Below are 13,613 nucleotides of genomic sequence, written 5' to 3'. Positions count from 1 at the left end.
AAAATAAACTTGGTGGCAACTGCGATCACAGTTGTTAAGTTGTTGATAAATATATGTTTTAATTTTTTGTTTTTTTCATGGCGAAGATTCGATCTTTTTATGAAGGAATTTACGTTTGCTTGCTTGACCCAAAGCCCTGTTTACCTTAAAACTGCGCCAATTTGGATGATGCAAAATGCGCTTACCAGAAAAAAGAAGAAAATGACTTCCCATTTCTGCCTGTTGATGACAGGGTGCTTGTTGCTCATGGCTTATAGCAAGGGATGACTTCCATGACCAAAAATTTGGAAAATATGACACCACCCGCAGGAGCAACCGCGGTGGTCGTGCTTTCTGACGGCTCCGTTTTCTGGGGTAAAGGCTTAGGCGCTGAAACTACGAAAGTAGGCGAAGTTTGCTTCAACACTTCTTTAACAGGTTATCAGGAAATTATGACTGATCCTTCTTATGCAGGACAGATCATTACATTTACTTTCCCACATATCGGGAATGTTGGCACCAATGATGAAGATATCGAAACAGTAACACCATCATCCCTTGGTTGTATCCTTCGAATGGACATCACAGAGCCTTCCAATTTCCGAAATAGCCAACATTTCGATGACTGGTTAAAGAAACATGACCTACCAGGTATTGCAGGCGTGGATACACGCAGTTTGACCCGCTATATTCGTGAAAATGGGGCACCAAATGGCGTGATTTGCCATAAAGCAGATGGTCAGTTTGATTTACCAGCATTATTGAAAACCGCACAAGAATGGCCGGGGCTTGAAGGCATGGATTTGGCGAAAGAGGTTTCCTGCACGCAAGCGTATGACTGGGAAGAAAGCCTTTGGAAAATTGGATCCGGTTATGGTCAGCTGGAAAATCCAAAGTTTAAAGTTGTGGCAATTGATTTTGGCATCAAACGTAACATTCTACGTAACTTGGTGGCGCAAGGCTGTGAAGTGAAAGTTCTTCCGGCAACGGCAACAGCAGAAGAAATTCTTAGCCATGATCCAGACGGTGTTTTCCTATCCAATGGTCCTGGTGATCCAGAGGCAACAGGTGAATATGCGGTGCCAATGATTAAGGATGTGATTGCCTCTGGGAAACCTGTATTTGGTATTTGTCTTGGACATCAAATGCTGTCTTTAGCCGTTGGTGCAAAGACACAAAAAATGCATTTAGGTCATCGTGGTGCAAACCATCCGATCAAAGATTTGACCACTGATAAAGTAGAAATCACCAGTCAAAATCATGGCTTTGTGGTGGATAAAGATAGTTTACCTGATGGTGTTGAAGGAACTCATTATTCCTTATTCGATGGTACATTGGCGGGTATCCGTTTGAAAGATAAGCCAGTCTTTTCTGTACAATATCATCCGGAAGCCTCTCCGGGTCCACAGGATAGTCACTATCTATTCAAACGTTTTGTAGATTTTATGGAAGCTGCAAAATAAGAATTTAAAAGGCGATCTTTGGATCGCCTTTTATTTTGCGTTACGGGTTAATAATTCAGCGTAACAGGCCTTCAAAATCCGATCAGATGTTTCTTTATCATTGATCGCGCGGGAAATAATTTGTCCGCCGACACAAAGCACCGCATCGGCGATGGCTTTATCGTCTAATTTATCAAATTCAACTTTACTGCCGTCATATTTCCCTGCGAGGGCAGCGGATAAGTTTTGAAAGACGTCTGTATAAGCGGCTTTCACAGTGTCATTTTCACGCGATACATCTGAAACGAGAGCGGGAAGAGGGCAGCCTTCTTCTCTATTGTCTCTATGATTAGGACTAAGGTAAAACCCAGCAATGGCTTCTCGAGTGACTTCAGGATCAAGCATACATCTTTCCATCAATCCTGTTTCTTCATGTCTTTGGCGAATGGATGTAATAGCCTCTGCATAAAGGGAGGCTTTGTTTTTGAAATGGGCATAAAAGCCACCTCTGGTCAGGCCCGCGCGCGCCATAATTTCGTCTATACTTATTGAGCTGAACCCATATCGGTTAAAAAGTTCCCTTGCCGCAGTGACAATTTTCTTTCGGGTTTCTGCTTTGTGCGTGGCGGATAAAGGCATAGAACGGCTCCTGCATAGATTTCACGACTGCGACGATAAAGAAAATATAATATGTTCTTGAACATATATTAATTAGTGACAGATTTCTATCTATCAAGTGATCATAGTTAATTTTGATGGAGAGAAAAATGAATGCTGTAACCTTGATTGGCCCTGACTATAGTAGCTATTTACGTTCGGTTCGAATTGCCTTGGAAGAAAAAGGTGTGCCTTATGAGATTTCCATGAATGGTATGACAGAATTCAGCGATCTGAAAAGTGAGAAGCATTTAAAACTACATCCATTTGGAAAAGTACCAGTTATGCTTCACGGGGATCATGTGATTTTTGAAACTTGTGCCATTCTAGAATATGTTGATGAGAGTTTCGTAGGGCGCAATTTAATGATTGGGACGGCAAAGGAATTTGCCCTTCATCGCGCATGGATGAGTGCCGCGTCTCATTATGCTTATGAGCCGATTATCCGGGAATATGTTGTTCCCTTACTTCGAAAAACTTTGCCGGAAGATATTGATCCAAAAAAATTTGCTACGGACAATATTAGCAAAATTCAGGATGTTTTGATGCCATTTGAGCAAGCGTATACTCATGGTAATCTATATTTAACCAGTGAAGAACCCGGACTAGCTGATTGCGTGATTGTCGTGATCGTTGATTACTTGTCGGTTTTACCCACGGGTTCGAAAATATTGGAACCTTTTGAAAATCTTCGAACCATGTATGAAGCTTTTCAAAAAAGAGAAAGCTTCCGGAAAACAATTCCGGAAGCTTTGTTAAAAAAAGCTGCTTAAATAATGTGTTAAGCACTTCTGACTTGAGAAACGAATTTATCAACTTCTTGACGTAAAACATCAGATTGTTGAGCGAGTTCATCTGCAGAAGACAGAACCTGAGTAGCAGAACTACCTGTATCTTCTGCCGCATTCTGAACGGAAGAAATACTTTGGTTTACAAGGGATGTCCCTTGTTCTGCATCTTGTACAGACCTTGAAATCTCTTGTGTTGCCGCTGCCTGTTCCTCCATGGCGGCGGCAATAGTTGTGGAGATATTATTCATATTATTGATAATATCCTGAATAGAGGAAATCGCACCCGCTGCGGATTGCGTGTCCCCTTGAACGGATGCAATCTGCTTGCTGATCTGTTCGGTCGCTGTCGCGGTTTGTGTTGCCAAGCTTTTGACTTCATTGGCTACAACCGCAAATCCCTTGCCCATATCACCTGCACGGGCGGCTTCAATAGTTGCATTCAGTGCTAATAGGTTTGTTTGTTCTGCGATCTCGTTAATAAGATTCACAACTTCACCGATCTCTTGCGTGGATGATACAAGTTTTTCAATGATGCTATTTGTTTGTTCAGCTTCATTTACCGCTTGGTTAGCAATTTGTGTGGAGTTGGTCACTTGTTGAGTGATTTCATTAATGGAGGCGCTTAACTCTTCTGCGCTTGCGGCAACCGTTTGTACATTTGACGTTGCCATTTCAGATGCTTGTGCCACTTCACTTGCTTGGCCTTGTGTTTCACTGGCAAGTGTTGCCATGGCTTGTGACGTGTCTTGTAAGCTGCTTGCAGAAGAAGACACATTATCGACAACGCCTCGAATAGTTGCTTCAAATCCGTCAGCTAATGCATTCATGGATTTACGTTTTTCTTCTTCAGCGACTTGGGCGGCTTGCACTTGTTCTTCTTCAAGTCTTTTCACAGCTTGTGCATTTTCTTTAAAGATTTGCACAGCATTTGCCATATCCCCAATTTCGTCCCTTTTACCAAGGGCCGGGATATCTGTTTCTAAATTGCCGTCGGCCAATTGAGACATAGAATCTGTCATCTGATTGATCGGGCGAATAACCGTGAATAACAAAATGACAATCAGCCCTAATCCGACAACCATCACAGCAATCAGTAAAATCACAATAAGGGTTTGAGCTTGGGTAACAACCGTCGCTGCAGATTCATCTGCGAGTTGGCTTGCCTCATTCGCTTTGTTGGAGACAAATGCTAGTTTCTCTGCCAGCGCATTTGCGTCACCTTCAAGTGCTGTTTTTGCTGCACTCGTGGCTTGTGTGGATTCAATTGCTTTTCGATGTGTTTCAAACAGCTGATTGGCTTGTGTTGCTTGCCCTGCCCATTGGTCAAAAGCGTCGTTGATTTTCTTTACAACTTCTTTTTCTTCCTTTTCCTCACTAAGAGTGAGCATGGTTAGGAAGTATGGATCTGCATCCTTATTAAATTTATCAAACTCAGCTTTTAGTGCCTCTAACTGATCTAATTGGGTCGCATTCAAATAAGCACCGGTTGCTTCCTTCATGGAAGTAATCAGTGTTTGCATTTTAAAGGCAGCAGCAACAACAGGATAATCCTGTTCAAATAATTGTGCGACTAATCCGTTGATATCAAAGGCTGTAGCGGTGCCAAAAAGCGCCATAGTTTCACTACGTGATTTAATCTCTGCCATTTTTTCTTCATTTTTTATGGCAAAGTCTTCTAGTGTTTTAATGAGGTCAGTCGCGCCTTTATCAAATGTGTTCAGCATGTTGGCAGAGGAAGCACGTAATTCCAGTTCTTCACGATGTTGTGCAAAAACACTTTGGCTATTTGCAATGAATTGATCATGGGCTGTACCCACATCGATCAAAGTTGAAAGTAGATCACCGTCTGTGACTAGATCGTTAAGGTTAGAGAATGATTGAATAAAATCAGTTTTTCGTGTTTCAAAAGTAGTAATTGTCGTATCAAGTTGATTGATATCCTCTTCAGATAAAATTTCTTCGACGATGCGTGTTGCATCCCAAATATTCGCAACCAAATCATCTGCTGTTTCAAGCGTAGGTGCCGCAATATCAGAGATATCATTTAATTTATTTTCGATTGAAGATATGAAGTAAAGGCCAAAACCACCGACTAAAATACTTAAAAAGCCAAGAAGCGCGAGGCCAAGTGAGATTTTCTTTGTAATGGTGAAGCGAAGGTCGAATTTGACCTTGGATGCATTCACAACTTTATGAGCTTCCATCCCATTTCCCTGTTTAGATTATTAATTTATTAGACATTAAATGTGAGGATACAGGAAAAGTTTAAAAATTCCAAATCAGGTAGGAAACTATTGCTATCTTATTAAGAATGTTAAATTTTTAAGTTAAAAAAAGAAAAGGCGTCGAGAATATTCGACGCCTTTTTGTATTTTGCGAAACTTTCAAGTTTAGCTTAATGCTTCCACTGCACGTTTAATGCGCGCGCATGCTTCTTCCAACAATGCATTGGATGTTGCATAGGAAATACGGAAATGTGGAGACAAACCAAAAGCTGCGCCATGCACAGCCGCAACACCTTCTGCTTCCAACAAGTAAGTTACGAAATCTTCGTCACTTTCGATTTTCTTGCCATCTGGTGTTGTTTTCCCGATCACACCTGCGCAAGATGGGTAAACATAAAATGCGCCTTCTGGTGTTAAACATTCTAGGCCGTCAATGTCGTTGATTAAGCCAACCACAAGATCACGACGCTCTACGAAAGCTTTGTTGTTTTCTGCAATGAAATCTTGTGGACCTGTGAGGGCTTCAACGCCCGCCCACTGAACAAATGTAGTTGCAGAGGTTGCAGACTGGGATTGCAACATATTCATTGCTTTGATCAAATCTTTTGGACCTGCTGCATAACCAAGACGCCAGCCTGTCATGCAATAAGCCTTACTTAAACCGTTCAAAGTTAATGTCCGATCAAACAAGCCCGGTTCCACTTGTGCAATGGTTTTGAATTTGAAGTCGTCATAAACAAGATATTCATACATGTCGTCGGTCATCACCCAAACATGCTTGTTTTCGTCTTCCATCAAAACATCAGCTAAAGCTTTTAGATCTGTTTCAGTATAACCAGCACCTGTCGGATTGGATGGGCTGTTCAAGATCAACCATTTTGTTTTTGGTGTGATCGCCGCACGCAATTGATCAGGTGTTAATTTGAAATTGTTTTCCTGCGGGCAATTTACGAAGACAGGCACGCCACCAAATAACGCAGTGATATCAGGATAGCTCACCCAATATGGCGCTGGAATGATTACTTCATCTCCTTCGTCCAAAGTTGCTGTCATTGCGTTGTAAATAGTTTGCTTGCCGCCGCAACCAACTGCGATCATGTCCGGTGTATAAGTCAGATCGTTGTCACGTTTTAATTTATCACAAATTGCCTGACGCAATTCTGGAATCCCAGCAGGTGCCACATAACGTGTTTTGCCTTCTTCCATTGCTTTTTGACCAGCTTTTACAATATTCGCTGGCGTGTCAAAGTCAGGCTCCCCCGCGCCAAGGCCAATTACATCGCGGCCGGCTGCTTTTAATTCATTTGCTTTTGCTGTTACAGCAACAGTTGGGGATGGTTTGATTTTCGACAAACGGTCTGCCAAGATCGACATGATTTTTCCTTCTCTGAATAGGCTCGAAATGCCCTGAACCAAGGTCCATTACATCAATTCAGGACATATTTTTGTACAGCATGCCCGTACAAAACTCGGGAACCTTACTCCTACTTATCTAAGCTTTCAACGCTCAATTCACATCTAATTGTATGGGCACAATTCTTGGCACTTGATTTAGTTTATCATAGTCATTGGATCGACAAAAACTAACTCAAGAGCACTAATAGCAAGAATAAGCCGAACCCCATATAATGAATGGAGAAATATTGCTTTGATTGGGTTACCACTGCAAAGAATAACCCCCATCAAACATATGTCTGACGGGGGGAGTGGGTAGGAAACTTTTTAACGTCTGATCGTTTCTAGGAAATGATCAACTTGTGTGCCAAGAGCTTGTGCCTGAGTGGCTAATTCTTCGGCTGTGTTGAGCAAGTCATCGGCAAAGCCGCCAGTTTCACTGGCTGCTTGAGTAACTGACGTCATTGTCGTTGTGACTTCTTTGGTGCCTTCGCTTGCCTGTTGCACATTATGACCGATCTCTTGAGTGGCAGCATTTTGTTGTTCAACAGAGGCAGTGATTTCAGTTGTTAAACTACCGACTTCTGCAACGGTTTCTGCGATGCCGCCAATGGCGCCAACTGCACTTTCAGTGACGCTTTGAATGCCCGTAATATGATTGGAAATTTCTTCGGTCGCTTTTCCTGTTTGGGAAGCAAGTGATTTTACTTCATTCGCCACAACTGCAAAGCCTTTACCCGCTTCCCCGGCGCGTGCAGCCTCAATGGTTGCGTTTAAGGCAAGAAGGTTGGTTTGTTCAGCGATATCTTGGATAAGGTTCACAACCTCGCCAATTTTATTTGCCGCATTAGATAAATCTTCCACCAAATGGCTGGTGCGATCTGCTTCATCTGCGGCTTTGTTTACCACATCTGCCGAATGGCTCATACGGTCATGGATGGTTTGGCTAGCCGAAACCAGTTCACGGGTCGTATAGGCAACGGTTTCCACATTTGCGGTGGTTTCTTCTGCCGCTGCCGCCACGGTTGTTGCTTGTGAGCTGGTATTATTGGCAAGATCTGACATGGATTGAGCGGAACTGCGCATGGCAGACGCTGCTGTGCCTACCTGATCCACGATGGATTTGACGCTATTTTCAAAATCATCTGCAAGTTTTAGCATTGCTTGGCGTTTTTCTTCTTCAGTACGCTTTTCAGCTTCTACCTGTTCAGCGCGAAGGCGTTTCATTTCCTTACCATTGTCACGGAAGATACGAACCGCGTTTGCGATACGGGTGATTTCATCTTGACCTTTACGAGGGAGGCGTACATCCAAATCACCACCCGCAATGATTTCGGTGATACCTGCGATTTCAGTCAGACGCTTGCTAATCTGGCGTCCGACATAGAACCAGGCAACTGCGATCCAGACCAGAATCCCAATAACAGCAACAATGATCTGTACCAGACGACCGGTTGAAAGAACTTCTTCCGCATCGGTGGATAGGACCGTTGTATCTGCCAATGACGACTCCACAAAGTCCCGAACGGATTGAATAATGTCATCAGATAGATCTTTGTTTTGAAACAGAATACCTGCGGCTTCTTGTGTGGCGATAAGTTCTGCAGCACGGATGCCTGCAACACCTTCTTCACCTGTCGCCAATGCACGTAGTTTTTCCAATGTTGCTTCGATCAGTTCGATACTTTCATCGCTTTCAAGTTCATTCGCCTGATCACCGCTATCTTCGATCTGTTGGGCGATAGCGGCTGCTAGACTTTCAATGGTTGCGGCATCTTGTGCTTCAGAGAGTTGAGCAACAGATTGTTCCAGAAGCTTTAACATGGCTTCGGTTTTAAGGAGGTTACTTAATTCCCCGGCACCGTCATAGGTAAGTAAATCCATGTTTTCAGAAAGAAACCCTTGGATTTCACGTCCACGATCACTGGCAATTTCAACCCCTTTTTGCAACAAGCCTTCATAGGTACTGTCGACCTGTTCAATCATTTGATTATAGCCGGACGCATCAAGCAAGTTTGGCTTATCGGTTAAATTATAGACCTGCCCTAACAGGATTTGGGCGCGTGGGGCGCGTTTTTCCAGACGGATTTCCTGCGTTTCAAAATCATCAACGAATTTATCGAGACGTGTTTGAATGGCTTCACTGAAATTGCCATTGCGGTTGTCGCGCAGATTGATCAACACCATAAGGGCGTCTTTCATCAAGGCAGCGTCGGTTGCCATGGCATTCACATCCTGATCCACCAGTTTCCCCACATTACTCGGCACTTGGGCCGTGATCAGTTGACTGGTGCCAAAGATAAACTGGTTGGCCTCGGTAATAGCAGGTTGCAGGTCCGTGGTGAGCTGATTGATTGTGTTGGTGAAAGTCGCACGAAGTTCAGCTGATTTTGCTTCTAAAGTGAGGCGTTTTTCAACAGCCGCATTTTGGGTTTCCATATTTTGGGCGATGGCTTCGACCAGATTGCGTAACTCATCCACACGATCGCTATCAGCGTTAAGTTCAGCTAATTGATCTAATAGACTGAATAAGGCTTCTTCCTGTGTGATCAGATAGTTATAAGCGGCTTGGCGTTCATTTTGATCCCGCGATGCGTTTAAGGCAGGGCCGCTAGAGGCCAACGCAGAACTTTGTTGTGCAAGGCTTTGTGCCACATTCATAGTGGGGACACCTTCGCGGGTCACACTTAACAGGCCTTGTTCGATGCGGTTAAAGGATAAAAGTCCTGCCAGACTTGCCGCCACTGTCATCAGGGCGATCAAGGCCATGGCAGCCATCAGCTTGAACTGAATGGTTTTCAGGAAATTCTGCTGGTTATCCGTATTCTCAGTTGTATCAGTCATTGATATACGCAACCTCTTTTGAAGGTTGCTGCTCCCAAATAAAGTTTTCCTACATATACTTTGTTTTTGAACGCTCATTATCTGACACTTCCCGCAGCGTTCTTTATTATTGGATGCATTATTAAATAGTCATTTAGTAAAAGCAAACTATTAAATAAATATTTTATAACATCGCAAGAATGTGATCACATTTTTAAAATCCTGTCAATCATTAGCTGCCAAATGATGTCAGTAGACAGCTAAAAGACACCACCGAAAGCATTTTCCTTTATGGGATTTATCCCTATATTATAGCTTCACAAAAGAATGTCTGACTAATTTGCGTAATGAATAGAGTATGTGGTTATGGATCCTGATACACTTGCCATGAATATTGATACTTTCCTGCCGACGAAGCAGAACCGCCCTTTATCCGAAGGAGGGATCGCCTTTGATCTGCAGTCGGAATATGACCCGGCAGGGGATCAACCAAAAGCCATCGCTGAATTGGTCGAAGGCGTTGAGGGTGGGGAACGTAACCAAGTTCTATTAGGGGTAACGGGATCAGGTAAAACCTTTACCATGGCCCAAGTGATCCAAAAGACCCAACGTCCAACCTTGATCTTGGCCCATAACAAAACGCTCGCCGCGCAGCTGTATGGGGAGATGAAAGAGTTCTTTCCCAATAACGCGGTGGAATATTTCGTATCCTTCTATGACTATTACCAACCAGAAGCTTATGTGCCGCGGACTGATACCTATATTGAAAAAGACAGCTCCATCAATGAACAGATTGACCGGATGCGCCATGCGGCGACCCGTGCGTTACTGGAACGCGATGATGTGATTATCGTGGCCTCCGTATCTTGTATCTATGGTATCGGATCGGTGGAAACCTATTCCCAGATGGTCATTGATGTGGAAGCGGGCCAAGAGCTGGACCAACGTCAATTGATGCGCGATCTGGTGGAACTGCAATATAAACGAAATGATAATAATTTCGTCCGTGGTACTTTCCGTGTGCGTGGCGATACGCTTGAAATCTATCCGGTCCACCAAGAAGACCGCGCATGGCGTGTTTCCTTCTTTGGCGATGAAGTGGATATGATCCATGAATTTGACCCGTTAACAGGGGAACGGGCCGGGGCGCTGGAACGTATTCGTGTCTATGCGAATAGTCACTATGTGACGCCAAAACCCACCATGATTCAGGCTTGCAAAAAGATTAAGCAGGAATTGAAAGAAACTGTGGCCCATTTCAATGAGACGGGCAAACTGCTTGAAGCCCAACGGATTGAACAACGCACCACCTTTGATCTGGAAATGATTGAGGCCACAGGCGTTTGTGCGGGGATTGAAAACTATTCCCGCCTCCTCACCGGACGTAATCCGGGCGAAGCACCCCCAACCTTGTTTGAATATCTGCCAGACAATGCCCTATTGATCGTGGATGAAAGCCATGTGACCGTGCCACAGATTGGCGGTATGTATCGTGGTGACTTTGCCCGTAAATCCACATTGGCAGAACATGGTTTCCGCCTGCCATCCTGTTTGGATAATCGCCCGTTAAAATTTGAAGAATGGGATGCCATGCGTCCGCAATCCATTTATGTGTCCGCCACACCGGGCAATTGGGAGATGGAGCGCACAGGCGGTGTCTTTGCCGAACAGATTATTCGCCCAACAGGATTGATTGATCCGGTTTGTATCATTCGTCCTACCGATACACAGGTGGATGACTTATTGGATGAATGCCGCCAAGTGGTGGCAAAGGCCGGACGTGTCTTGGTCACCACCCTAACCAAACGTATGGCGGAAGACCTCACCGAATATATGACCGAAGCAGGCCTACGTGTCCGTTACCTGCATAGTGATATCGACACGCTTGAGCGGATTGAAATCATCCGTGATTTACGTCTTGGGGCCTTTGATATCCTTGTCGGCATTAACTTGTTACGAGAAGGTTTGGATATTCCGGAATGTAGCCTTGTGGCCATTTTAGATGCGGATAAAGAAGGTTTCTTGCGATCCCGCACCTCCCTTGTACAGACTATTGGTCGTGCGGCCCGTAATGTGGATGGGCGGGTGTTGCTTTATGCCGATAAAATGACTGACAGTCTGGATTATGCCATCACCGAAACCCAACGCCGCCGTGAAAAACAACAGGCCTATAATGCGGAACATGGCATTACCCCTGCCTCTGTCCGCAAGAAGATTGGCGATATTCTGGATAGTGTCTATGAAAAAGATCACATGACCGTGGAAACAGGCGAAGGCGCGGGTCACTTGGTCGGCGTGAATCTCAGCACTTATATCAAGACATTAGAAACCAAAATGAAAGAAGCAGCCGCTGATCTCGAATTTGAAACCGCCGCGCGCCTGCGCGATGAAATAGGCCGCTTGGAGGCCTATGACCTCGATATGCCCGCCGACGCCGCCCCCATCAACGCCGACATCGCTGCCACCTTAAAAGGTGTGGATAGTAAGGTATTGCCAAAAGGTAAACCTAGGAAGAAGGGCCGGAAGCGTTAAGAACGATAATTTTTCAAAAACAATTGTCTTCTCTTGGCGACCTTATCATCCGTATATAGGTTTTTCATTAATTTTTCGAAACCGGATTCTAATTCTGATATCGACATATTTTTGGGAATATAAGTGACATCAAATAAGGTGCACTTATCCCAGAAAGTTTGTTTTATTAGTCGATCTTCAGCGTTCAAGCGATGGTATAGTTCCGTGTTCGGAAATGGGGTTTGCAAAGTTATTTGAACATCTGAGAGGCCGGAATTATTCACAAATTCCTCTACTTCATCAAAGATATCAGTTCTATGAGTATCGAGACCTAAGACGAAGCACCCATTTACTGAAATACCTTTGCGTTGAATTTTTTCGATAGCGTTTATATATTTATCTGCTTGCCTATATTTCCAATTGGATTTTAGCTCAATACCTGTGACTTGTTTTGACGAAGGACTTTCAAAGCCGATTAGTAATTGCCGACAACCGCTTTCGACTAATAGGTCTAATAATTCATCATCTTCAGCTACAGATATATCTGTTTCTGTGAACCATTTTATTTTTTTGGGGGCTAAGCCTCTTAAAAGTTGTTTAGAAAGTAATTTGTTTACAAAACTATTGTCATCAGCGAATTCAATAAACGGTTGAGCCCATATAGATTTTATATGGTCAATTTCATTGAGTATGCTCTCTACGGGTTTTTGACGGTAATATGGTGTTAATCGGATAGAGGAGGCACAAAATTCGCATTTAAAGGGACAGCCTCTCTGTGTTTGAACCGTTATTCTATTGTATTTTTCTATATCTAGTAATTCATATTTAGGTATAACAGCTTGTTTGAGGACGTTATCTTTTTCGTCTCCACGATAAAAAGATTTGATTTTACCATTTTTGTAGTCGGTTAAAAACTTTCCCCATGTTACTTCAGCCTCACCAATGAAAATTGAATCAGCATGTTGCGCAGCTTCATTTGGACAGGCAGTCGCATGTAGGCCACCAATTACGACGGTTTTACCTAGAGCTCTATACTCATCGGCTAATTGATAGGCTTCATAAATTTGTGCGGTGAAACTAGAAATGGCAATAATATCAAAACTATGTAAGTTTATATCTTTGTTTTTGTAATCACTGATTTCAAAATATTTAACCTCAAATTCATTTGGTGTAAGACCAGCCAAGGTAAGCAAGCCCAGACTTGGAAGTGAGGCGATAACTTTTTTTCGCTCAATGAAACCAGGTAGAGTAAGGCCTAAATCTTGTAATCTTCTATTCTGTACTCTAAGGCCACTCATAGCAACTAAGGCTATTTTCATCTAACGTCACCATCTGCGACTTTTCTCACAGTGTTTCTCTTAGTAGAGAAAGTTTTATAACATAAATTCAGATAGAATATTAGAGAGAGAGGAAGGGCAATTAGAGAAAGGAAGGTTAAAGTTATGAGTACAGCATAGGCTGAGTCATTGGATGTTTTTTCAGCATTCCCAGCCATAATATTGAAGACAGCATGCTCAAGATTGAGTGCTGTTAAGATACTCATAATTGAAGAGAGTAATAAACAGCTTACTATAATCGTTTTGGAATAACTAAGACCAGCTAAAGATTTCAAAAAGTTAAATAAAAGAGCTACGCGCCATATAGCAACGATTAATAGGAACCAAAAGTTAATACTTTGAGCCGTTTTTAGCTCCATGAAACGTTCAACTGGAATGGCATATAAAATAGCCATTGGCGTCGCCATTCCCACAAAGATAAGGACGTTTGAGAAACTCCAGTTTTTTGGGCCT

9 protein-coding genes are annotated in these 13,613 nt (G+C 43.3%); 3 read left to right on the top strand and 6 right to left on the bottom strand.

Features of this window, described 5'->3' with window-relative positions:
* Positions 1 to 272: 272 nt before the first annotated feature.
* Positions 273 to 1,442: a glutamine-hydrolyzing carbamoyl-phosphate synthase small subunit gene (gene carA, locus E1160_RS10880; protein ID WP_155155188.1), complete on the top strand. Its 1,170-nt coding sequence runs from the start codon at positions 273 to 275 to the stop codon at positions 1,440 to 1,442.
* A 30-nt stretch (positions 1,443 to 1,472) separates the two neighbouring features.
* Here carA and E1160_RS10875 read toward each other — a convergent pair whose 3' ends face one another.
* Positions 1,473 to 2,060: a TetR/AcrR family transcriptional regulator gene (locus tag E1160_RS10875; RefSeq protein WP_155155187.1), complete on the bottom strand. Its 588-nt coding sequence runs from the start codon at positions 2,058 to 2,060 to the stop codon at positions 1,473 to 1,475.
* Positions 2,061 to 2,188: 128 nt separating this feature from the next.
* Here E1160_RS10875 and E1160_RS10870 point away from each other — a divergent pair, with 128 nt between their 5' ends.
* Complete coding sequence (locus E1160_RS10870) at positions 2,189 to 2,851, top strand: glutathione S-transferase family protein (RefSeq protein WP_218048846.1); 663 nt, start codon at positions 2,189 to 2,191, stop codon at positions 2,849 to 2,851.
* 8 nt (positions 2,852 to 2,859) lie between these two features.
* Here the strand turns inward: E1160_RS10870 and E1160_RS10865 are convergent, their stop codons facing one another.
* The 3 genes from E1160_RS10865 to E1160_RS17460 form a co-directional block, all read right to left on the bottom strand.
* On the bottom strand, positions 2,860 to 5,073 hold the full coding sequence (locus E1160_RS10865; RefSeq protein ID WP_155155185.1) for a methyl-accepting chemotaxis protein: 2,214 nt from the start codon (positions 5,071 to 5,073) through the stop codon (positions 2,860 to 2,862).
* A gap of 186 nt (positions 5,074 to 5,259) precedes the next feature.
* A complete protein-coding gene (locus tag E1160_RS10860) occupies positions 5,260 to 6,468 on the bottom strand; it encodes a pyridoxal phosphate-dependent aminotransferase (protein WP_155155184.1) in 1,209 nt (402 codons plus the stop codon).
* A 348-nt stretch (positions 6,469 to 6,816) separates the two neighbouring features.
* Entirely contained in the window at positions 6,817 to 9,333 is a 2,517-nt protein-coding gene (locus tag E1160_RS17460; protein ID WP_218048845.1) for a methyl-accepting chemotaxis protein, read from the bottom strand.
* A gap of 345 nt (positions 9,334 to 9,678) precedes the next feature.
* Between E1160_RS17460 and uvrB the strand changes: the two genes are divergently transcribed.
* Complete coding sequence (gene uvrB / locus E1160_RS10850; protein WP_155155182.1) at positions 9,679 to 11,844, top strand: excinuclease ABC subunit UvrB; 2,166 nt, start codon at positions 9,679 to 9,681, stop codon at positions 11,842 to 11,844.
* Here the strand turns inward: uvrB and E1160_RS10845 are convergent.
* Entirely contained in the window at positions 11,841 to 13,142 is a 1,302-nt protein-coding gene (locus tag E1160_RS10845; protein WP_155155181.1) for a B12-binding domain-containing radical SAM protein, read from the bottom strand. The two genes, uvrB and E1160_RS10845, sit on opposite strands and share 4 nt — an antisense overlap.
* Positions 13,139 to 13,613 (bottom strand): hypothetical protein (locus E1160_RS10840; protein ID WP_218048844.1); only part of this gene is annotated, 475 nt, incomplete at its 5' end. The genes E1160_RS10840 and E1160_RS10845, both read right to left, overlap by 4 nt.

This window comes from Curvivirga aplysinae (assembly GCF_009711445.1).
GTDB lineage: Bacteria > Pseudomonadota > Alphaproteobacteria > UBA8366 > Aestuariispiraceae > Curvivirga > Curvivirga aplysinae.
The sequence above is the reverse complement of the archived record's forward strand: the minus strand, read 5'-3'. Positions and strand labels throughout refer to the sequence as shown.